Below are 20855 nucleotides of genomic sequence, written 5' to 3' on the forward strand. Positions count from 1 at the left end.
GCGACGCTAATAGACCACTAAGAAAACAAGGAAAGGCCAACCCCACAGGCATACAGACGAAACAAGCACCCCGCAGGCAAACGCTCCACAAATAACCAAACCCCAGAAAAAACACAGACAAAAACCCAGCCCCCGGCAAGGCAAAAATCCCATTATATGAATCCAACACTCACATATTGGAGCTTTCTAGAAAACCGCCCTACAATCCAGTTCAACACGCACCGTGAGCTAGAAAAACCGGCCACGACCAGCGACAGCAAGAAAAAAACCGGAGACAAGCCAAACCATGCCTAAGACCCAAAGGCAGCAACCGCATGCTCGCGCCACTGGCAACACGCACTGCGCAGCGAGCAAATCAGGCCTCCTCTCCGGCCCCGCGCTGTAAGCGCAAAAAACCATCCAAGAGCCAATCGCCATGAACAAAGCGATGCCCACTCATACCGTAAGCGAGCCCGAAGCCGCTCTGGCGCCGCAGACCAATCACGCTTCCAGCGCAGTGCAGCAGCGGGCTGCCAACGCCGCTAAAGCACAGCGCGCCAGCGCCCAGCATCCCCCCGTGGCCGACGAAATCGCCTTGCCCAGCACGCTGCTCGACGTCACGCCGCAGCAAGCCGGCACGCAAACGCTGCTGCGCGGTCTCGCGATTCTGGAAGCCGCCGCCGCCGGCGTGCGCGATCTGCGCACCTTCGGCGCCGCGCTCGGCACGACCCGCAGCACCACGCATCGGCTGGTGAGCAGCCTCGTGCAGGCGCGCTATCTGCGGCAAGTGCAAGGCGGCTATCTGCTCGGCCCGAAGCTGATCGAACTGGGCACCATCGCGCTCGAACAGATGCCGCTCACTGCGGTCGCGCGTCAGCATCTCGAATCGCTCGCGGAGCAGACGCTCGACACGATCCACCTCGGCGTGCGCGACGGCGACGACGTGCTGTACATCGACAAGATCCCAGGCACCCGTGGTCTCGAAATGCGCTCGCGCGTCGGCCACCGGATGCCGCTGGCGTCGACGGGCATCGGCAAGGCCATGATGCTCGACCTCACACCGGACGTCTGGCAGTCGCTTTTCGAAGCCTCGCGGCGCGCGCTCGCCAGCGTCAGTTTCAAGCCGGATAACCGTCCCGACGCGCAGACCTTCATGCAACGCATGACTAACTACTCGGCCGGCGGCTACACCTTCGACCTCGAAGAGAACGAAGCGTCGATCCGTTGCGTCGCGGCGCCGGTGCGTGATGCATCGGGCGCGGTGGTGGCGGCGCTGTCGGTGGCGAGCACGATTCCGTATATGTCGCTCGAACGCATGGATGAACTGATTCCGGTCGTGCAGCGCGAAGCGCGCGCGATCTCGGAAGAACTCGGTTGGCGTGCCCCGCAACCGGCAACCCGCAGGATCAAGCGATGAAGCAAGCGGGTTCTCACACGCAAGCGGTCAATCCGGTGAACAACGCCTCGGCCGCCGATGCCAACTTCCAGCACGCAGCGCTCATTGCGCTCGACTGGGGCACGACGTCGCTACGCGCGTATCTGTACGACGCGGCCGGCGAAGTGCTGGCGACGCGGGCATCGACGGCCGGCATCATGAATTTGCCCCATAGCGCTGAGCAAGGCGGCTTCGACGCCGCATTCGACGACACGTGCGGTGCCTGGCTCGAACAGTCACCCACTGTGCCGGTCATCGCGGCCGGCATGGTCGGCAGCGCACAAGGTTGGGTCGAAGTACCGTATGTCGACGCGCCGGCGAATGCCGATGCGCTAGTGGCCGGCATCGTGCGCGTGAAAGCCGCGTGCGGCGCGACGCTGCACATCGTGCCGGGCGTCTTGCAGCGTGGTGAACTGCCTAATGTGATGCGCGGCGAAGAAACCCAGATCTTCGGCGCACTCGGTCAGGATACGGGCGCCGCGGACAACGGCAAGCGCGCACTGATCGGCTTGCCTGGCACCCACGCGAAATGGGCCGTTGTGCAGGCGGGCCGTATCGAACGTTTCCATACCTTCATGACCGGTGAAGTGTTCGCGGCGTTGCGCGAGCACACCATCCTAGGTCGCACGATGGTGACGCCTGACCGTCCGGATACCGATGCATTCCTGCATGGCGTGGACATCGCGCGCGACCGAGGTCAGGCGGGCATGCTGGCCACCGTATTCAGCGCACGCACGCTCGGTCTAACCGGACAACTCTCGCGCGAACAGCAGCCGGACTATTTGTCAGGCCTGCTGATCGGACACGAACTGGCCGGTCTCGAAGCCGTGCTCAAACAACAGCACACCTCGCTCGCCGGGCAGCACTTGCGCCTGATCGGAAATGAGGCGCTGTGCGAACGCTATCGCGTAGCACTGGCGCAATTCGGCTGCGTTCATGCGGAGTTGGTGAAGCACGCCACCGAGCGCGGCTTGTGGCGCGTCGCCACCCAGGCAGGGCTTGTTAATCCCACGCCCCAAGCGGCGCACGCCGGCTGACCGGCAGCGCCGCCGCCCACGAAACAAGGAATCGACATGCAACCTCACATCAATCTGCCCGCCCCGTACATGCCGCACGCGGGTCTGATCGCGGCGTTCGAGATCTGTCCGCTGATCGCGATCATGCGTGGCGTGACGCCCGCGGATGCCGCCGAGCACGCTCAGGCGCTGTACGAAGCCGGCTTTCGCATCGTCGAAGTGCCGTTGAATTCGCCGCAGCCGTTCGACAGCATCGCGGCGATCCGCAAAGCGTTGCCGGCCGATGCGATCGTTGGAGCGGGCACGGTGCTGCATTCGAGTTTTGTCAACGACGTGAAGTCGGCGGGCGGCGAACTGATCGTCATGCCGCATAGCGATCCGGAGGTCGTCGGTGCCGCGAAAGCGCAAGGCATGGCCTGCGCGCCGGGTGTGGCGACGCCGAACGAAGCCTTTATCGCACTGAAAAACGGTGCTGACGTGCTGAAGATGTTCCCTGCGGAACAACTCGGCTGCCACGTCGTGAAAGCCTGGCGCGCGGTGATCGCGGCGGAAGTGCCGCTGGTGCCGGTCGGTGGGATCACGCCGGACAACATGGGTCCATTCCTGAGTGCCGGCGCGAACGGTTTCGGCCTTGGCTCGGCGCTTTACAAGCCGGGGCAGAGCGTGGCGGTGACGGCCTCGCATGCGAAGGCGTTCATCAACGGGTTGCGCATCGCCCGCGCAGGTGCAAAGAAATGAAGCGGCTCGCCGACAAAGTCGCGTTGATCACCGGCGCCGGGCGCGGCATCGGGGCGGCGATCGCGTTCGCGTTTGCGCGCGAGGGTGCGGCGGTTGTGCTGGCGGAGTTGGATATCGAAATGGCCGAGCGAACCGCGCGCGAAATCCGTGCGGCGATCGGTGCAAGTGACACATGTGGACCGAGCGGAGCTAGCGAAGCAAAGGTGCTCGCGGTGCAGACCGACGTGACGCAATCGGCCTCGGTCCAGCATGCCGTGAGCGAGGCGGAACACGCGTTCGGCGCGCTCGACGTGCTGGTCAACAACGCCGGTATCAACGTGTTCTGCGACCCGCTGACGATGACAGACGACGACTGGCGCCGTTGCTTCGCGGTCGATCTCGACGGCGTCTGGAACGGCTGTCGCGCGGTGTTGCCGGGCATGGTCGAACGCGGCGCGGGCAGCATCGTGAATATCGCGTCAACGCACGCGTTCAAGATCATCCCGGGATGTTTTCCGTACCCGGTCGCGAAGCATGGCGTGCTCGGTTTGACGCGTGCGCTCGGCATCGAGTACGCACCGCGCAATGTGCGGGTCAACGCAATCGCGCCGGGGTACATCGAAACGCAATTGACGCATGACTGGTGGAACGAACAAGCCGATCCGGCCGCCGCGCAACAGGCGACGCTCGATCTGCAACCGATGAAGCGCATCGGCCGCCCGGAAGAGGTGGCGATGACGGCGGTGTTTCTGGCCTCGGATGAAGCGCCGTTCATCAACGCCACCTGCATCACCGTGGATGGCGGTCGCTCGGCGCTGTATCACGACTGAACGTAGCAGACCAGCTGGCAACAAGCAGCAGGAACAAGCAGCAGGAGCGAGCAGTAACTGGCACCCAGGTTTCACCGGACGACGCGCTGGCCGCGTGTGTCATCACCGGTACAAGAAGACGCGGCCGATACCTTCTCGTTATCAATTAGTCAGGAGACACGCATTATGAAACGAAGAATTTTCCTCACGCTGGCAGCAGCGGCGACGGGTGTGCTCTTCAACGCACCGGTGGCGCAAGCCGCGGATCCGGTCAAGATCGGCTTCCTCGTGAAGCAGCCCGAAGAACCGTGGTTCCAGGACGAATGGAAGTTCGCCGAAATCGCTGCCAAGGAAAAGGGCTTCACGCTGGTGAAGATCGGCGCGCCGTCGGGCGAGAAGGTGATGAGTGCAATCGACAATCTGGCGGCTCAGAAAGCACAAGGCTTTGTGATCTGCACGCCTGACGTCAAGCTCGGACCGGGCATCGTCGCCAAGGCGAAGGCCGACGGCCTGAAGATGATGACGGTGGACGACCGCCTCGTCGATGGCGCGGGCAAGCCGATCGCATCGGTACCGCATATGGGCATCTCGGCGTACAACATCGGCAAGCAGGTGGGCGATGGCCTCGCCGCGGAAATCAAGAAGCGCGGCTGGGACATGAAGGACGTCGGCGCGATCGACGTGACCTACAACCAGTTGCCCACCGCGGTTGACCGCACCACCGGTGCAACCGACGCGCTCGTCGCCGCCGGTTTCCCGAAGGCCAACGTGGTTGAAGCGCCGCAAGCGAAGACCGATACGGAAAACGCCTTCAACGCCGCCAACATCGCGCTGACGAAGAACCCGCAGTTCAAGCACTGGGTGGCTTATGCGCTGAACGACGAAGGCGTGCTCGGCGCGGTGCGCGCAGCGGAAGGCCGCGGCTTCAAGGCGGACAACATGATCGGTATCGGTATCGGCGGTTCGGAATCGGCCATGAACGAGTTCAAGAAGCCGTCGCCGACCGGTTTCTACGGCACGGTCATCATCAGCCCGAAGCGTCACGGCGAAGAAACCTCGACGCTGATGTACGACTGGATCACCCAAGGCAAGGAACCGCCGATGCTCACGCTGACGACCGGCATGCTGGCGACGCGTGACAACGTCGCTGATGTGCGCCAGAAGATGGGCCTCGCGGCAAATTAAGTGGCGGTAGCGTAGGTAAATGAAGTGAACTGCCGGTGCGTCGTTTCTCCAAGGATTGGGCGCACCGGCACCAGCAATACAAGAAGAGTAGTTGAGACAGACCACGCTTGGTGCCCATGCGGCACCCAAAGAAGCACGGTTCACACGAAGCAGCAACTAACTTGCATGGGGCCAGAGTAAGCACTGAAGCGCTAACTCTGGTCGACATAGGAGGCGAAGTGTCAGCGACGCTACGTTTTGACAATATCGGCAAGGTCTTTCCAGGCGTGCGCGCGCTCGACGGTGTGTCCTTCGACGTCAACGTCGGCCAGGTGCACGGCCTGATGGGCGAAAACGGCGCAGGAAAATCGACCCTGCTGAAGATTCTCGGCGGTGAATATCAGCCCGATTCGGGCCGCGTGATGATCGACGGCAACGAGGTGCGCTTCACGAGCGCGGCATCGTCGATCGGGGCGGGGATCGCGGTGATTCACCAGGAACTGCAATACGTGCCCGATCTGACGGTCGCGGAAAACCTGCTGCTCGGACAGTTGCCGAACTCGCTCGGCTGGGTCAACAAACGCGAAGCCAAGCGCTTCGTGCGTGAACGCCTCGAAGCGATGGGTGTGGCGCTGGATCCGAACGCGAAGCTGAGGAAGCTCTCGATCGCGCAACGGCAGATGGTCGAAATCTGCAAGGCGCTGCTGCGTAATGCACGCGTGATCGCACTGGATGAACCGACCAGCTCGCTGTCGCATCGCGAGACCGAAGTGCTGTTCAAGCTGGTGCGCGATCTGCGCGCCGACAACCGCGCGATGATCTACATCTCGCATCGCATGGACGAGATCTACGAGCTATGCGACGCCTGCACGATTTTCCGCGACGGCCGCAAGATCGCCTCGCATCCGACCCTGACAGGCGTGTCGCGCGACACCATCGTGAGCGAAATGGTCGGACGTGAAATCGCCGACATCTATAGTTATTCAGCGCGGCCGCTCGGCGACGTACGCTTCGCGGTGAAGGCGATCGAAGGTCATGCGCTTGCGCAACCGGCCAGCTTCGAGGTGCGGCGTGGCGAGATTGTCGGCTTCTTCGGCCTGGTGGGTGCGGGCCGCAGCGAACTGATGCATCTGGTGTACGGCGCCGATCACAAGAAGGCCGGCGAAATCGTGCTTGACGGCAAGCCGATCAAAGTGCGCAGTGCCGGCGAGGCGATCAGGCACGGCATCGTGCTGTGTCCGGAAGACCGCAAGGAAGAGGGCATTGTCGCAATGGCGACCGTGTCCGAGAACATCAATATCAGTTGCCGCCGCCACTACCTGCGCGCGGGGATGTTCCTCGATCGCAAGAAAGAAGCGGAAACCGCCGACCGTTTTATTAAGCTGCTGAAGATCAAGACGCCGAGCCGCCGCCAGAAGATTCGCTTCCTGTCGGGCGGCAACCAGCAAAAGGCGATTCTGTCGCGCTGGCTGGCCGAGCCTGATCTGAAGGTGGTGATTCTCGACGAACCGACGCGCGGGATTGACGTCGGCGCGAAGCATGAGATCTATAACGTGATCTATCAGCTTGCCGAACGTGGCTGCGCGATCGTGATGATTTCGTCGGAATTGCCGGAAGTGCTCGGCGTGTCCGACCGGATTGTCGTGATGCGTCAGGGACGGATTTCCGGTGAGCTGTCACGCAAGGAAGCCACGGAACAAACGGTGTTGAGCCTCGCGTTGCCGCAAAGCTCGACCGCGCTGCCAGGAACCGCAGCCACTGAGCAAGCGGCCTGAACATTATTTGGACGAAAGTCCGGCAACCCGTGGGGAACGGGAGGAGTCTTCAACATGCAAGCCAGAGAAAACCTCGCGCAACAAGCCGCCAAAGGCGCGGCCGAAGCGCTGATTCCGCAGTCGAACGACAAGGCGAAATGGTGGCAGCAGCTCACCGAGTACAGCCTGATTCTGATCTTCGTCGTGATGTTCATCACGATGTCGCTGACGGTCGATCACTTCTTCTCGATCGAGAACATGCTCGGTCTCGCACTATCGATCTCGCAGATCGGCATGGTCGCGTGCACGATGATGTTCTGTCTGGCCTCGCGCGATTTCGACTTGTCGGTGGGTTCGACGGTCGCGTTCGCCGGTGTGTTGTGCGCGATGGTGCTGAACGCCACGGGCAATACGTTCATCGCGATCATTGCCGCCGTGGCAGCGGGTGCGGTGATCGGCTTCGTCAACGGCGCGGTGATTGCGTATCTGCGCATCAACGCGCTGATCACGACGCTCGCGACGATGGAAATCGTCCGCGGTCTCGGCTTTATCGTGTCGCACGGTCAGGCAGTGGGCGTGTCGTCGGATACGTTTATCGCGCTGGGCGGCTTGAGCTTCTTCGGCGTGTCGCTGCCGATCTGGGTCACGCTGCTGTGCTTCATCGTGTTCGGCGTGATGCTCAATCAGACCGTGTACGGCCGTAATACGCTGGCTATCGGCGGTAATCCGGAAGCTTCGCGTCTTGCCGGTATCAATGTCGAACGCACGCGCGTTTATATCTTCCTGGTTCAAGGCGCTGTTACCGCGCTGGCCGGCGTGATTCTGGCTTCGCGGATTACGTCGGGTCAGCCGAATGCGGCGGAAGGCTTCGAACTGAACGTGATTTCGGCCTGCGTGTTGGGCGGCGTGTCGCTGCTCGGCGGTCGCGCGACGATCTCCGGTGTCGTGATCGGCGTGCTGATCATGGGTACGGTCGAGAACGTGATGAACCTGATGAACATCGACGCGTTCTACCAGTACCTCGTGCGCGGCGCGATTCTGCTCGCCGCTGTGTTGCTCGACCAGTTGAAGAACCGCGGCTCGCGCGACTAATCCCGCGACTCACTCACTTTGCTCTAAAAGGAATCGAACGATGTTGTCTCCGGCCAATGCAAACGACCGTCTCGCGGACAGCACGTTTGCCCGCTATCCGAGTCTCGTCGACCGAACGGTATTGATCACGGGCGGCGCGACCGGTATCGGCGCATCGTTCGTCGAGCATTTCGCGGCGCAGGGTGCGCGCGTCGCGTTCTTCGATATCGATGCGACTGCGGGTGAAGCGCTCGCCGATGAACTCGGCGATTCGAAACACAAGCCGCTGTTCCTGCCATGCGATCTGACCGACGTCGACGCGCTGCAGAGAGCGATCGCCGACGTGAAGACTGCCCTCGGCCCGATTCAGGTGCTGGTGAACAACGCGGCGAATGACAAACGCCACGCGATCGGCGAAGTGACGCGTGAGTTTTTCGACGCTGGCATCGCGGTGAATATCCGTCACCAGTTCTTCGCGGCACAAGCGGTGATGGAGGACATGAAAGCCGCCAACGCCGGGTCGATCATCAATCTCGGCTCGATCAGCTGGATGCTGAAGAACGGCGGCTATCCGGTGTACGTGATGTCGAAATCGGCGGTGCAGGGTTTGACGCGCGGTCTCGCGCGTGACCTCGGTCACTTCAACATCCGCGTCAATACGCTGGTGCCGGGCTGGGTGATGACGGAGAAGCAGAAGCGTTTGTGGCTCGACGATGCGGGCCGTCGTTCGATCAAGGAAGGCCAGTGCATCGACGCTGAACTGCAGCCCGCCGATCTCGCCCGCATGGCGCTGTTCCTCGCCGCCGACGACAGCAGGATGATCACCGCGCAGGACCTGGTGGTCGACGGAGGCTGGGCGTGAGTGCGGGTGTGCGTACAGGGCTGCCAGCGCCTCGCGCGGCGTTGCTGCTCGACACGCAATGCACGCTCGGGGAGGGCGCGACGTGGTGCGCAAGAACGGGCCGTTTCTACTGGACCGATATCGAAGGCGCGCGGCTGTGGCGCTATGACCCGAGCGACGGACAAAGCATGTCCTGGCTCATGTCCGAGCGTCTCGCCACCTTCGCGTTGTGCGCGGATCCGCGGTACCTGCTGCTCGGATTGGCGACGCATCTGGCGTTCTTCGATGTGGCAACTGGCGTGACGCAGCATGTCGTCGACGTCGAAGCGGGCTTGAACACACGCGTGAACGACGGCCGCTGCGACCGTCAGGGCCGCTTCGTATTCGGCACGAAAGACGAAGGCTCACCGCTGCAAGCGATCGGCGGGTTTTATCGGCTGAATCATGATTTGTCGCTGGAGCGTTTGCCGCTACCCGCACCGGCGATCTCGAACAGCATCGCGTTCAGTCCTGACGGCGGGACGATGTACTACTGCGATTCGCCGACGCGTGAAATCCGCGTCTGCGACTATCGCGCGGACGGCAGTATCGCCAACGACCGCATATTCACGACATTGACTGACGCGACCGGCGAGCCGGACGGCTCGACCGTCGATTGCGACGGCGGTTTGTGGAACGCGCAATGGGGCGGCAGGCGAGTGGTGCGATATGGTCCCGACGGGGTGGAAACTGAACGCGTCGACGTGCCGACCGCGCAGCCGAGTTGCGTCGCGTTCGGCGGTCCCTCAAGCGGTCTTCCTGCGGGGCCGGCGCAACTGGACACGCTGTACATCACGAGTGCGCGCATCGATCTCGACGCGGCTGCGCTCGCGAGCGATGCGCACGCGGGCGGTGTGTTTATCGCAACACCCGGACGACAGGGTTTGCCGGAACCGGTGTTCCAAGGCTCGCCCGCCTAGCGCAAAATGACGCAGCCTCAGTCTCGAGGCGGCAGCGGAGGATGGTAGTGCAGTGGCTTTGACCGTAAATCAGCAGTTGGGTGTTGCAAACCCAGTGCCAGCAGATCGGCAGCAAATCGGCAGCATGCAGTTCGGACCCAGAGGCGACCGGTGCAAAAAAATCGCCCAAGAGCATCCGTCAGCAATGACGGCAACGTCCCACGCCTCTCGATGGAGCCAGATATGACTGTTGCGAATCCTGTTTCCGCCTCTTCCCAGAGCCGGCGCGCGCGACTCAACGCGGCGGCCAACCCGGTGCTTCCGGGCCCCAGTACGTCGGCGGTTGCGGTCGGTGAGACGAGCGGCGGCGAGCTCGCGTGCATCACGCTCGCCAACGCGCATTTGCGCCTCGATGTCGCGCCGACGCTTGGCGGCGGCGTCACCCGTTTCGACTGGCGCAACGACGGCGCACTCACGCCGATTTTCCGGCGCTGCCGTCATGTTGCTACGGATACCCAGCCGAACGAGCTGGCCTGCTATCCGCTGTTGCCGTATTCGAACCGGATCGGCGGCGGTCATTTCAATGTGGCGGGGCGGCGAGTCGAGGTGCCGCAAAATCGCGCCGACGAACCCCTGCCGATTCACGGCGACGGCTGGCTCTCCGCCTGGCAGGTCGCGGAGTCTGACCGGGAAAACGTCCGTCTGACGCTCGATCGCCATGACGGCAAACCGTACGCATTCCGCGCGACGCAAACCTATAAGCTGGACGGCCCCACACTCGTCATCACGCTGGACATCGAGAATGCCGGCCGCGAGGCGCTGCCTTTCGGGCTGGGCGTGCATCCATTTTTCGTGCGTGACGCGGATACCGAACTGTCGGCCGCGGCCGGCGGCCTGTGGCTCTCCGGCGACGACTGGCTGCCGGTGCGTCACGTGCCGGCACCGCCCGCATGGCAATTCGGCGTGGCGTATCCGCTGCCGGAAATCATCGTCAATCACGCGTTCACGGGCTGGAGCGGGCAGGCGGCGGTGGTGTGGCCGAAGCGGCGCTTGTCGCTGAATATCGCCGCCGACACCGACTACTACGTCCTGTACACGCCGCCGGGCGAAGACTTCTTCTGCTTCGAACCGGTCGATCATCCGATCAACGCGATGAATCTGGCCGGCGGCGCGTGCGAGAACGGGATGACGCTGCTGGGACGCGGCGAGCGCCTGACGCGCACGTTCCGCTTCACCGTCGAGCGCACGGGTTTGCGCTCGATGCCGGGTGGGCGCGGATCGCGACGGCGGCAGTAGCCGGCGAGCAGGGGCGGAGCGCCACGGCGCACCCGCCATGCCCCGGCCCGAACTGGTGTGACGCGTGGCCGCGGCTTGTTGCTCAGGGCGGGTAAAATACGCGCCTCTTCCGTTATTGGCTCGCCGCGAGACTCAACATGTCCAATTTCATCCAGACACTCAACGACGCCTGGCAGCGCACGAACTCGCTGCTGTGCGTCGGCCTCGATCCCGAGCCCAGCAAGTTCCCGGGCGCGCTCGCGGGCCGTCCCGAGGCGATTTTCGACTTCTGCCGCACCATCGTCGATGCAACCGCGCCGTATGCGTCGTCGTTCAAGCCGCAGATCGCGTACTTCGCCGCCCATCGCGCGGAAGACCAACTCGAGCAGTTGATCGCGCACATTCACGCGAACCACCCGGGGCTGCCGGTGATTCTGGACGCGAAGCGCGGCGACATCGGCAGCACGGCCGAGCAGTACGCGCGCGAGGCGTTCGAGCGCTATCAGGCGGATGCGGTGACGGTGAATCCGTATATGGGTTTCGACTCGATCGAGCCGTATCTGGAGCACGAAGGCAAGGGCGTGATCGTCTTGTGCCGGACCTCGAACGCGGGCGGTTCGGATCTGCAGTTTCTGGAGACGGGCGGGCGACCGCTGTACCAGGTCGTTGCACAACTGGCGGCGGACAAGTGGAACGCGAGCGGCCAACTGGGTCTCGTGGTCGGCGCGACCTTCCCGAAGGAAATCGAAGTGGTGCGGGGAATCGTCGGTGACATGCCGCTGCTGATTCCGGGCATCGGTGCGCAAGGCGGCGATGTTCAGGCGACGGTCAATGCTGGCCGTACGGCGAACGGTACGGGCATGCTGATCAACTCGTCGCGGGCGATTATCTACGCCGGCAAGGACGACGATTTCGCTGAGGCCGCAGCGAAAGCCGCGATGGAAACGCGTGACCGGATCAATGCGTTCCGATGATGGCCGGCGGCCGTCGTGAGCGACGGCCCGTGATTTTGCTCGGGTGGGCCAACCTGGCCGAGCCTTCGCTTTTGTTGAGGCCGGTCAGGTAAACGGCGCCAGCCTTTGCGGTGTGCAGACCCTGGTGCTGCTGCTGACCGCGGCCTCCATGTCTGGTCGGGGCGGTCTGGCAAGCCGGCTTTAGCCTCTGCCTTTGTTGTGCGGGTGATTAGGCCGCCGATCTGAGGCTCTGCCGTTGTCGACGCTGCTTAAGCGGACGGCCCTAGTCGCTCGATAAACGCTGCGTGCTGCGGAAATCGCGCTTTCAGCGCATCGACATCCGCCAACTCAAACTCGCTAAATTCAAACCCCGGCGCGACCGTGCAGCCCACCAGCGCAAACGTCGCCGGGTCCGCGCATTCCGCGGCAAACCACAGGCCGGCTGGCACCACGGCCTGAAATACCGCATCCGAGTGCGTCAGCGCATTGCCCAATTTGTGCGTAATCAGCGCGCCCGTTTCGTCGAGTACGTGGACGTTCAAGGGCTCGCCGGCATAAAAATGCCAGACCTCGCCGGACTTGATCCGATGCCACGCCGAATGCGCGCCGTCACAGAGCAGGTAGTAAATCGCGGTGGACGCGGAGCGCGTCTGCGCTGAACCGTCATCGCGGCGTACGGACTCCGCGGACCGGTACGTCTCGCTGAAAAATCCACCTTCCGGATGCGGCTTCAGGTCGAAGCGGCGGATCAACTCATCTTCGGCTGCGTGCGAAGTCGACATGTTGGGCATCGTGGACGGCGGCTCAGGTTGTGAACCGGAAGTTAATGTTCGCGCTCGTCGAGCAGCGCCAGCATGCCGCGCAACGCGTGCGCGGCGGCCTGCACACGGATCTTCTCGCGGTCGCCCTTGAAGACCTTGGTTTCAACGGACGTATGCAGCCGATTGCTCCAGCCGAACGACACCATGCCGACCGGCTTGGTTTCAGTGCCGCCGCCGGGCCCGGCGACGCCGGTAATCGACAGCGACACCTGCGCGCGACTGTTGCGCAGCGCGCCCTCCGCCATGGCGCGCGCCACCTGTTCGCTGACCGCGCCGTGCTTGTCGATCAGCTCGGCGGGTACACCGATCATTTCTGATTTCGCCTGATTCGAATACGTGACGAAGCCGCGCTCGAACCAGCCGCTGCTGCCGGAAATATCGGTGATCGCGGTCGCCACCATGCCGCCTGTACAGGATTCGGCGGTGACGAGCATCAGGCGCTCGTCGCGCAGGCGGTTGCTCACGCGAATCGCGAGCTGGTGAACCACGGAATCGGTAGGCATGGCGTCAATCCGGAAAACGGGGAACGGCTGCGGGGGTACCGGTAGGCGGTGGCGGGTGGGCAAAAGCCAACCGGCACCGGCCAACGGGCAGCGGTTAAACCGACATGCGCCAGAGCGCAATCACGAGCAGCGTGAAAAACGCGGCGACCAGGTCATCGAACATGATGCCAAAGCCACCTTTCAGTCGGCGGTCGAAATAGCCGATTGGCGGCGGTTTCACCATGTCGAAAAAGCGGAACACAATGAACGCCCAGAGTTGCTCGGTCAGCGTGACCGGTGTGACCATCAGCAGCACCAGCCAGAACGCGATGATTTCGTCCCAGACGACTGGCGAGGGATCGTCGGTACCCAGCTTTTTCGCGGTAAAGCCGCAAATCGCAATGCCGCCGAAAAAGCCCGCGACAATCAGCACGCCCCACTCGAGCACGGTCAGGTAACGGCTCAAGACGGTGAACGATGCCCATGCGAACAGCGTGCCGATCGTGCCCGGCGCAATCGGCGACAAGCCGCTGCCAAAACCCAGCGACAGAATGTGCAGCGGATGCGACAACATGAAACGCGCGGTGGCGCGGCGCGGCTGAGGACGCGGCCCGCCCGGGCCGGATGCGTTGGGCTGCGGATTGCCGATCAGATCGTCGGCGGGGACCAGCGGGGGATCAGTCTGCATGGAAGTGATCAAAGCCTTGCAACGTCAGAGTGAGCGGCGCGCCGGCGGCATCGCGCCAGGCGATCGCCGGGCGGTCGGCCGCCGTTTGAAGTGCGCTTATTGTACCGATGCGGGTGACCGGTAGATTCACCTCGCTGCCGGCTGCTTCAACTGCGGCGCGTGCCGTAACCGGCGCCGTGAAGCACAGTTCGTAATCGTCGCCGCCGGCTAGTGTGCAACGCCGCTGGATCTCGGGGGGGAGGCGGCGCAGCGCGGCCGAACGGGGCACGGCGTCGACGTCGACGGTGGCCTGCACGTTCGAGCGTTCCAGGATGTGCAGCAGGTCGCCGGCGAGCCCGTCCGATAGATCGAGCGCCGCACGTGCAATGCCTCGCAACGCGAGACCGAGGGCGACGCGCGGCTCCGGACGCTCGAGGGCGCGACGAAACGTCGCAGTGTCGCTGGCATCGGCAGACCACTCGCCGCGCTGCACGCCGAGACCCGCGCGTGCGTCGCCGAGCGTGCCGGAGATCCAGATGTCGTCGCCTGGTTGCGCGGCGTCGCGGCGCAGCGCGGCTTGCGGCCGCACGCTGCCGAACACGGTGATGCACAGATTCAACGGTCCACTAGTCGTGTCGCCGCCGATCAGATCGCAGCCGTAGCGCTCAGCCAGCGCGAAGAGGCCATTGCTAAAGGCGGCGAGCCACGCCTCGTCGGCCTTTGGCAGGGAGAACGCCAGGGTGAACGCCAGCGGCTCCGCGCCCATCGCCGCCAGGTCCGACAGGTTCACCGCGAGCGCCTTGTGACCGAGCGCTTCAGGATCGATATCGGGAAAGAAATGGCGGCCTTCTACCAGCATATCCGTCGATATCGCCAGCATTTCCCCCGGGCGCGGCGCGAGCAGGGCGCAGTCGTCGCCGATGCCCAGCTCGCCTTCAGCAGCACGGGACGGCGCAGCGGCGGCGCGGCGGGCGAAGAAGCGATCGATTAGCGCAAACTCGGAGAGCATGGTGGCAATGGGGGAACGGGTAAGTGCAACGAAAAGCCGCGAACGGCGCGCATTGTACGGGGATGCTCGTGGGTAAACACGCTATTCGCACTCAACTCCGATTCGACGAGTAGTTGGCCCTAAGCACGCCACATCTGCCTTTCGCTATGTTTCAGTCGCGGCTGTTGTACCCGTATTGAAGGAATTGAGCCGCCAATTGGGGCTACAATGCCGTCGAACATCTATTCTAATCCGCCCTTAGAAGCCCGCCTTATGTCGACTCCCGTCAATACCAAACTCCGCGAAGCCGCCCTCGATTATCACGAGTTCCCGACCCCAGGGAAGATCGCGATCGCTCCGACCAAGCAGATGATCAACCAGCGCGACCTCGCGCTGGCGTACTCGCCGGGCGTCGCGTTCGCGTGCGAGGAAATCGTCGAAAACCCGCTGAACGCCGCCCGTTTCACCGCGCGCAGCAACCTGGTCGGCGTCGTCACGAACGGCACCGCGGTGCTGGGTCTGGGCAACATCGGTCCGCTCGCCTCGAAGCCGGTCATGGAAGGCAAGGCCGTCCTGTTCAAGAAGTTCGCCGGCATCGACGTGTTCGATATCGAGCTGAACGAGTCCGATCCGCACAAGCTGGTCGAGGTGATCGCCGCGCTGGAGCCGACCTTCGGCGGTATCAATCTCGAAGACATCAAAGCGCCGGACTGCTTCATCGTCGAACGCGAATGCCGCAAGCGCATGAAGATTCCGGTCTTCCACGACGACCAGCACGGCACGGCCATCGTAGTCGCGGCGGCTATCACCAACGGTTTGAAGGTGGTTGGCAAGGACATCAAGCAGGTCAAGCTGGTGTCGTCAGGCGCGGGCGCCGCAGCGCTGGCGTGTCTGGATCTGCTGGTCGACATCGGCCTGCCGCTCGAAAACATCACCGTCACCGACCTGGCCGGTGTGGTCTACAAGGGCCGCGTCGAACTGATGGACCCGGACAAGGAACGCTTCGCACGCGAAACCGACGCTCGCACGCTGGCCGAAGCGATCGGCGGCGCGGACATTTTCCTCGGCCTGTCGGCCGGTGGCGTGCTGAAGCAGGACATGGTCAAGCAGATGGCTGACAAGCCGCTGATCCTGGCGCTGGCCAACCCGACCCCGGAAATCCTGCCGGAACTGGCGCTCGAAGTGCGTCCGGACGCCGTGCTGTGCACGGGCCGTACCGACTACCCGAACCAGGTGAACAACGTGCTGGTGTTCCCGTTCCTGTTCCGTGGCGCATTGGATGCGGGCGCGACGACGGTGACGCGTGAAATGGAAATCGCGGCGGTCAACGCGATCGCCGAACTGGCACGCCAGGAGCAGAGCGATATCGTCGCGACGGCTTACGGCATCCAGGATCTCTCGTTTGGTCCGGCCTATCTGATTCCGAAGCCGTTCGACCCGCGCCTGATCGTCAAGGTCGCGCCGGCGGTGGCGAAGGCGGCAATGGATTCAGGCGTCGCCGAGCGTCCGATCGAGGACATGGAAGCCTACGAACAGCATCTGCAGCAGTTCGTGTATCACAGCGGCACGACCATGAAGCCGATTTTCCAACTGGCGCGTAGCGTCGAGCCGGAGAAGAAGCGCATTGTGTTCGCGGAAGGCGAAGAAGAGCGCGTGCTGCGTGCGATGCAGATCATCGTCGACGAAAAGCTCGCGAAGCCGATCCTGATCGGCCGCCCGGCGGTGATCGAACAGCGCATCGCGCGTTACGGCCTGCGTCTGGTCGCGGGTCAGGACTACATGGTCGTGAACACCGACCACGACGAGCGTTACCGCGATTTCTGGAAGCACTATCACAAGATGATGTCCCGCAAGGGCATCACCGAGCAGATGGCGAAGCTCGAAATGCGCCGCCGCACCACGCTGATCGGCGCGATGATGGTGGAACGGGGCGAGGCGGACGGCATGATCTGCGGCACGGTGTCCACTACGCATCGTCACCTGCACTTCATCGATCAGGTGATCGGCAAGAAAGCCGGCGCGAAGGTCTACGCGGCCATGAACGCGCTGGTGTTGCCGAACCGCCAGATTTTCCTGGTCGACACGCATGTGAACGTCGATCCGACGCCGGAGCAGCTGGCCGAGATCACGATCATGGCGGCCGAGGAAGTGCGTCGCTTCGGTATCGAACCGAAGGTCGCCCTGCTGTCGCACTCGAACTTCGGCTCGAGCAATGCGCCGACCGCGCAGAAAATGCGCGACACGCTGGCAATCCTGCGCGAGCGTGCGCCGGAAATGCAAGTGGACGGCGAAATGCACGGTGACCTCGCGCTCGACGCGAATCTGCGCCGCGAAGTGCTGCCCGATTCGACGCTGGAAGGCGACGCGAACCTGCTGGTGCTGCCGAACATCGACGCGGCCAACATCTCGTACAACCTGCTGAAGACCGCTGCGGGCAACAACATCGCGATTGGTCCGATGCTGCTCGGCGCGGCCAAGCCGGTGCACGTGCTGACGGCTTCGGCTACGGTTCGCCGCATCGTCAACATGACGGCGCTGCTGGTGGCGGACGTGATCGCGTCCCGTTAATTGCTGGGCGGGGAGACAGGCATGGCGCCGGCTGATTGAGCGCCATGCAAAAAAAGAAGGCGTGCCTGCAACGGGCACGCCTCTGGGCGAACTGGGGATAGCCACCCAAAAAAAGCTGAATGAGGCCATTCCGCCTTCGAGAGATGGCAGGAATCGTAAGGCTTTCACTACAGGGAATGGGCTGCGCAACGGGCGGCCAGTGGGTTTAGGCTCGCTCCATTTGCTCCACCAAGTCAATTTTAGCTCGCACAAGCTAAATATTCTGTCAAAAGTCGTCAAAGCCTGTTCTGTGGCTCTTTTCCGCGCGATTCGAAGCTTTTGCCTGTCCGGTGAACGTTGATTCTGTGGGGTTTTAGCGATACCCTTACGACTTTCATGGTCGTCAAACTCGTGATCTAACAGCGGGGAACCTTGATTCATGGCACGCAAGTGGCATCGCATTAAAGGCGTGCTGATCGGTGCTTTGACGCTCTGCGCTTTATCGGGCTCCGTGCCTGGCGCGTTTGCGCGCGACTACACGGCACCCGCCGAACCACAAGCACAGGTGCAGGGCACTATCGCGGCGGCGCAGTTGCCGCGCGAAGCGGTCAATACATTGAACTTGATTGCCGCGGGCGGGCCTTACCCGTATGAGAAGGACGGCATCGTATTCGGCAATCGCGAACGGTTGCTGCCGCCGCATCGGCGCGGCTACTACCACGAATACACCGTTCCGACGCCTCGCTCACGAAACCGCGGGGCGCGTCGCATCGTCTGCGGAGGTCCGCTACAGCGGATCGACAACTGTTATTACTCGGACGACCACTACACCAGTTTTAATCGTATTGTTGAATGACATCGGGATGAACGGCATGAGCGACAACGTCTACGCGCACGACTCCGGAGTCGCGACGGATCTTTTCGCGGCCGGCGACGGCAATTTGTTCCAGCGCGTCATGCGGATGCGCGCCGGCGACCAGGGCAGGGATACCCAGAGCGAAGCCGGCACTGTGCTTTCATCGAATGAGGAGCCCATGAGTCTTTTCAAGACCGTACGACCGAACATCGTACAGTCGATCCGCGCGTTTCGCGTGCAGGATCTCGCTGACGAAGCCAATCAACTCGGCCAGCATTTTCTGTACGCGTACTGCGCGAACGCTCAGTCCAAACAGGAAGTGCTGGAGACCATTGCTACGTCGTTCCTGTTTCCGAAGCATTTCGGCAAGAATTACGACGCGCTCTACGATTGCCTAACCGATCTGGTCCAGAAGGCAGGTGCGCAGCCCGGATTCGTGATCGTGCTCGAGCAGTTGCCGGTCGCACAGAAATTCGACAAGGAGGGGCGCGAGACGCTGCTGGACGTGTTCCGCGAAGCGGCCGAGTTCTGGGCCGAGCGCAAGGTCGCGTTCCGGGTGTTTTATTCGTTTGCGTGAGGTAGGCCCGAATAGGGTGACCGAGCGGCTTGCCTGAACACTGTCCGCTGTAGCAAAACAAAGAGAAAGGCCCGCCAATTGGCGGGCCTTTGCTTTGGGTGCTTGAAAGTCGACTTACCAGGCGCCCCAGCGAGCTGCCAGCGCCGAGAGCACGGCGATGCCGGCGGTTTCCGTGCGCAACACACGCGGACCGAGACCCACGGCGGTAAATCCGTGATCGGTCGCAGCGGCTTCTTCCGCCGCCGAAAAGCCGCCTTCCGGCCCGACCAGCACGGTCACCCGCCCGAACGGCGGATTGACCGGCAGCGCCGAAAAACTGATGCTGGCGCGCGGCGACAGCAGAATGCGCATTTCGCCTTCTTCGGGCGTGCGAGGCAGCGCACCCTGCCATGTGGCGATTTCACGCACGGGCATCACTTCCGGTAAGCGATTGCGCCCGCATTGTTCGCACGACGCCCGCACGATGCCCTGCCAGTGCGCATGCCGCCGCTGCGCGCGATCGCCGGAAAGGCGCACGACGCTGCGCGTGGTGGTCAGCGGCACGAAACACGACGCCCCAAGTTCGACCGCCTTCTCGATGAGCCAGTCCATCTTGTCACCGCCGGCAATGCCCTGCGCGAGGGTGAGATGATACGGCGCTTCCACTTCGATATTGCGGAATTCGTGAATTCTCACCTTGGCTGAGCGGCGCTCGACCTCGACGAGTTCGGCGCTGTATTCGCCGCCTTCACCGTTGAAAAGCACGATCGAATCACCGGGCTGCAAACGCAGCACGAGGATGTGGCGCGTGACGTCATCGGGCAACTGCATGATGTCGTCGGGCTTGAGAGGCGTACCGACGAAGAAGCGAGGCATCAGAAAAATACTCATTAGTTCACGAAAGGTGGCGAGCGAGCGCCCAACGGTAGCCGTCCAGATCTTCGACCTGGGCAAACCGGTCGCCCCAGAATTGATCCTGTGGCTCGCTCAGCGATTTTGCGCCGGCGGCTAGCGCCCGCGTGTAAACCGCGTCGACATCGTCGACATAGACATAGAACGATTGCGGCGCAATCGCGCCCGCTCTTTTGGGTGTTTTCGCCGCCGAGCCGAACGCGCCTTCCGGCGCGAACATCACGATCAGCTGGCCTTGGTAGGTCATCTCGACATGCATGACGACACCGTCGTCCTGGACGCTATCACGTACCTCGAAGCCGAATGCCGCTTCGAAGAACGCGGTCGCGGCACGCGCGTCGCGCACCGTCAGATAGGGGGTCAACCAGGGCACACCGGCTGGGCGGGAGGCGGTCATGGGGTTCTCCGGATCTATTGGGTTTGCGGGATGCATGCTGCGAGGCCAGGCGGGCAGTCGCATATCAATAAACCGATAGCGCGTACCGACCGAACCGTGCATTTTGCCCACGCGTTAGCTTGATGGCTTTAAGAATTGACTTAGTTTATCGCGCACGGACCGGGATGCCGAGAACAGTCCGGCGTTCAAGGCCGGGTCGTAGTGCTTCAGCGCGCCGATTCGACGCGCGGCTAGGCGCTCGGCGAGCGCTTCGACGGTGAGGGCGGCAGGGTCGAGCGTGTCGCTGGCGGTCGCCATCATCCAGAGCGAGCCGTAGAACGGAATGAAGGTGCTCATTGTGCGCACGATGGCGAAGGTGTTGCGCAGATCGTCGAGGAGGCAGGCGACGCGCTCCGCATGGAAGTACGGCGAGCCGAGATGCAGCGAGAGCATGGCGGTCGGGCTCATGACGCGCTTGAGTTGCCTGCAGAAGTCCGGTGTGTATAGGCCCGCGGCGGGCGAGTCAGGCGGCGTCAGGTCGAAGACGACCAGGTCGAACTGCGCTGGGGCCGAAGGAGCATCTGCTGCCCCGGCTCCGGCCCCAACCGCAGCCTCAGCTCCAGCTCCAGCCTCAGCTCCAGCTCCAGCTCCAGCTCCAGCTCCAGCTCCAGCTCCAGCTCCAGCTCCAGCTCCAGCTC

At 62.9% G+C, this 20855-nt stretch carries 21 protein-coding genes; 14 read left to right on the forward strand and 7 right to left on the reverse strand.

Annotation, left to right across the window (positions count from 1 at the left end; translation table 11 throughout):
* Positions 1–415 precede the first annotated feature (415 nt).
* From PQQ96_RS38030 to pyrF, 11 genes are all read left to right on the forward strand, one after another.
* The gene (locus PQQ96_RS38030) at positions 416–1396 is read left to right on the forward strand and encodes an IclR family transcriptional regulator (RefSeq protein WP_408301968.1); all 981 of its coding nucleotides are present in this window, start codon (positions 416–418) and stop codon (positions 1394–1396) included.
* Positions 1393–2451 carry a 2-dehydro-3-deoxygalactonokinase gene (locus tag PQQ96_RS38035; RefSeq protein ID WP_408301970.1) on the forward strand — a complete coding sequence of 353 codons (1059 nt, stop codon included), beginning with the start codon at positions 1393–1395 and terminating at the stop codon, positions 2449–2451. Before PQQ96_RS38030 ends, PQQ96_RS38035 begins: the two co-directional genes overlap by 4 nt.
* 36 nt (positions 2452–2487) lie before the next feature.
* A complete protein-coding gene (locus PQQ96_RS38040) occupies positions 2488–3168 on the forward strand; it encodes a 2-dehydro-3-deoxy-6-phosphogalactonate aldolase (protein ID WP_408301972.1) in 681 nt (226 codons plus the stop codon).
* Entirely contained in the window at positions 3165–3977 is an 813-nt protein-coding gene (locus tag PQQ96_RS38045) for an SDR family oxidoreductase (RefSeq protein WP_408301974.1), read from the forward strand. The genes PQQ96_RS38040 and PQQ96_RS38045 overlap by 4 nt, the downstream gene beginning before the upstream one ends.
* 165 nt (positions 3978–4142) lie before the next feature.
* A complete protein-coding gene (locus PQQ96_RS38050; protein WP_408301976.1) occupies positions 4143–5141 on the forward strand; it encodes an arabinose ABC transporter substrate-binding protein in 999 nt (332 codons plus the stop codon).
* A gap of 218 nt (positions 5142–5359) precedes the next feature.
* Entirely contained in the window at positions 5360–6895 is a 1536-nt protein-coding gene (gene araG / locus PQQ96_RS38055; RefSeq protein WP_408301977.1) for an L-arabinose ABC transporter ATP-binding protein AraG, read from the forward strand.
* Between the two features lie 54 nt (positions 6896–6949).
* Positions 6950–7966, forward strand: coding sequence for an L-arabinose ABC transporter permease AraH (gene araH, locus PQQ96_RS38060; protein WP_408301979.1), 1017 nt, complete (start codon positions 6950–6952; stop codon positions 7964–7966).
* A 40-nt stretch (positions 7967–8006) separates the two neighbouring features.
* Positions 8007–8807 carry an SDR family NAD(P)-dependent oxidoreductase gene (locus PQQ96_RS38065; protein WP_408301981.1) on the forward strand — a complete coding sequence of 267 codons (801 nt, stop codon included), beginning with the start codon at positions 8007–8009 and terminating at the stop codon, positions 8805–8807.
* A complete protein-coding gene (locus PQQ96_RS38070) occupies positions 8798–9745 on the forward strand; it encodes an SMP-30/gluconolactonase/LRE family protein (RefSeq protein ID WP_408302003.1) in 948 nt (315 codons plus the stop codon). The genes PQQ96_RS38065 and PQQ96_RS38070 overlap by 10 nt, the downstream gene beginning before the upstream one ends.
* Before the next feature lie 222 nt (positions 9746–9967).
* Positions 9968–11020, forward strand: a complete 1053-nt coding sequence (locus tag PQQ96_RS38075; protein WP_408301983.1) for an aldose 1-epimerase — start codon at positions 9968–9970, stop codon at positions 11018–11020.
* A gap of 137 nt (positions 11021–11157) precedes the next feature.
* Positions 11158–11973 carry an orotidine-5'-phosphate decarboxylase gene (gene pyrF, locus PQQ96_RS38080; RefSeq protein WP_408301985.1) on the forward strand — a complete coding sequence of 272 codons (816 nt, stop codon included), beginning with the start codon at positions 11158–11160 and terminating at the stop codon, positions 11971–11973.
* A gap of 248 nt (positions 11974–12221) precedes the next feature.
* Here the strand turns inward: pyrF and PQQ96_RS38085 are convergent, their stop codons facing one another.
* From PQQ96_RS38085 to thiL, 4 genes are all read right to left on the reverse strand, one after another.
* On the reverse strand, positions 12222–12734 hold the full coding sequence (locus PQQ96_RS38085) for a cupin domain-containing protein (protein WP_408301986.1): 513 nt from the start codon (positions 12732–12734) through the stop codon (positions 12222–12224).
* A gap of 41 nt (positions 12735–12775) precedes the next feature.
* Positions 12776–13276, reverse strand: a complete 501-nt coding sequence (locus tag PQQ96_RS38090; protein WP_408301988.1) for a CinA family protein — start codon at positions 13274–13276, stop codon at positions 12776–12778.
* A 94-nt stretch (positions 13277–13370) separates the two neighbouring features.
* Positions 13371–13943: a phosphatidylglycerophosphatase A family protein gene (locus PQQ96_RS38095; protein ID WP_408301990.1), complete on the reverse strand. Its 573-nt coding sequence runs from the start codon at positions 13941–13943 to the stop codon at positions 13371–13373.
* Entirely contained in the window at positions 13933–14931 is a 999-nt protein-coding gene (gene thiL, locus PQQ96_RS38100; RefSeq protein WP_408301992.1) for a thiamine-phosphate kinase, read from the reverse strand. The genes PQQ96_RS38095 and thiL overlap by 11 nt, the downstream gene beginning before the upstream one ends.
* 207 nt (positions 14932–15138) lie before the next feature.
* On the opposite strand from thiL, the gene PQQ96_RS38105 reads away from it, so the two are divergent.
* From PQQ96_RS38105 to PQQ96_RS38115, 3 genes are all read left to right on the forward strand, one after another.
* Positions 15139–17478 carry an NADP-dependent malic enzyme gene (locus PQQ96_RS38105; protein WP_408301994.1) on the forward strand — a complete coding sequence of 780 codons (2340 nt, stop codon included), beginning with the start codon at positions 15139–15141 and terminating at the stop codon, positions 17476–17478.
* A gap of 418 nt (positions 17479–17896) precedes the next feature.
* Positions 17897–18313 (forward strand): ribonuclease, encoded by a 417-nt coding sequence (locus PQQ96_RS38110; protein WP_408301995.1) that lies wholly within the window; start codon positions 17897–17899, stop codon positions 18311–18313.
* A 16-nt stretch (positions 18314–18329) separates the two neighbouring features.
* Positions 18330–18890 carry a barstar family protein gene (locus PQQ96_RS38115; RefSeq protein ID WP_408301997.1) on the forward strand — a complete coding sequence of 187 codons (561 nt, stop codon included), beginning with the start codon at positions 18330–18332 and terminating at the stop codon, positions 18888–18890.
* A gap of 114 nt (positions 18891–19004) precedes the next feature.
* Here PQQ96_RS38115 and PQQ96_RS38120 read toward each other — a convergent pair whose 3' ends face one another.
* The 3 genes from PQQ96_RS38120 to PQQ96_RS38130 form a co-directional block, all read right to left on the reverse strand.
* Positions 19005–19745: a 16S rRNA (uracil(1498)-N(3))-methyltransferase gene (locus PQQ96_RS38120; RefSeq protein ID WP_408301999.1), complete on the reverse strand. Its 741-nt coding sequence runs from the start codon at positions 19743–19745 to the stop codon at positions 19005–19007.
* A gap of 19 nt (positions 19746–19764) precedes the next feature.
* Positions 19765–20178, reverse strand: a complete 414-nt coding sequence (locus PQQ96_RS38125) for a VOC family protein (RefSeq protein WP_408302001.1) — start codon at positions 20176–20178, stop codon at positions 19765–19767.
* Between the two features lie 114 nt (positions 20179–20292).
* Positions 20293–20855: spermine/spermidine synthase domain-containing protein (locus tag PQQ96_RS38130; protein ID WP_459252147.1), on the reverse strand; the 563-nt coding region annotated here is incomplete at its 5' end.

Source organism: Paraburkholderia sediminicola (assembly GCF_046027825.1).
In the GTDB taxonomy this organism is placed as follows: Bacteria; Pseudomonadota; Gammaproteobacteria; order Burkholderiales; family Burkholderiaceae; genus Paraburkholderia; species Paraburkholderia sediminicola_D.

Bases quoted from the DNA above. Each gene is read 5' to 3' on its own strand.
- PQQ96_RS38030 (WP_408301968.1), top strand. From the start codon at position 416: ATGAACAAAGCGATGCCCACTCATACCGTAAGCGAGCCCGAAGCCGCT.
- PQQ96_RS38035 (WP_408301970.1), top strand. From the start codon at position 1,393: ATGAAGCAAGCGGGTTCTCACACGCAAGCGGTCAATCCGGTGAACAAC.
- PQQ96_RS38040 (WP_408301972.1), top strand. From the start codon at position 2,488: ATGCAACCTCACATCAATCTGCCCGCCCCGTACATGCCGCACGCGGGT.
- PQQ96_RS38045 (WP_408301974.1), top strand. From the start codon at position 3,165: ATGAAGCGGCTCGCCGACAAAGTCGCGTTGATCACCGGCGCCGGGCGC.
- PQQ96_RS38050 (WP_408301976.1), top strand. From the start codon at position 4,143: ATGAAACGAAGAATTTTCCTCACGCTGGCAGCAGCGGCGACGGGTGTG.
- araH (WP_408301979.1), top strand. From the start codon at position 6,950: ATGCAAGCCAGAGAAAACCTCGCGCAACAAGCCGCCAAAGGCGCGGCC.
- PQQ96_RS38065 (WP_408301981.1), top strand. From the start codon at position 8,007: ATGTTGTCTCCGGCCAATGCAAACGACCGTCTCGCGGACAGCACGTTT.
- PQQ96_RS38075 (WP_408301983.1), top strand. From the start codon at position 9,968: ATGACTGTTGCGAATCCTGTTTCCGCCTCTTCCCAGAGCCGGCGCGCG.
- pyrF (WP_408301985.1), top strand. From the start codon at position 11,158: ATGTCCAATTTCATCCAGACACTCAACGACGCCTGGCAGCGCACGAAC.
- PQQ96_RS38085 (WP_408301986.1), bottom strand. From the start codon at position 12,734: ATGTCGACTTCGCACGCAGCCGAAGATGAGTTGATCCGCCGCTTCGAC.
- PQQ96_RS38090 (WP_408301988.1), bottom strand. From the start codon at position 13,276: ATGCCTACCGATTCCGTGGTTCACCAGCTCGCGATTCGCGTGAGCAAC.
- PQQ96_RS38095 (WP_408301990.1), bottom strand. From the start codon at position 13,943: ATGCAGACTGATCCCCCGCTGGTCCCCGCCGACGATCTGATCGGCAAT.
- thiL (WP_408301992.1), bottom strand. From the start codon at position 14,931: ATGCTCTCCGAGTTTGCGCTAATCGATCGCTTCTTCGCCCGCCGCGCC.
- PQQ96_RS38105 (WP_408301994.1), top strand. From the start codon at position 15,139: ATGCCGTCGAACATCTATTCTAATCCGCCCTTAGAAGCCCGCCTTATG.
- PQQ96_RS38110 (WP_408301995.1), top strand. From the start codon at position 17,897: ATGGCACGCAAGTGGCATCGCATTAAAGGCGTGCTGATCGGTGCTTTG.
- PQQ96_RS38115 (WP_408301997.1), top strand. From the start codon at position 18,330: ATGAGCGACAACGTCTACGCGCACGACTCCGGAGTCGCGACGGATCTT.
- PQQ96_RS38120 (WP_408301999.1), bottom strand. From the start codon at position 19,745: ATGCCTCGCTTCTTCGTCGGTACGCCTCTCAAGCCCGACGACATCATG.
- PQQ96_RS38125 (WP_408302001.1), bottom strand. From the start codon at position 20,178: ATGACCGCCTCCCGCCCAGCCGGTGTGCCCTGGTTGACCCCCTATCTG.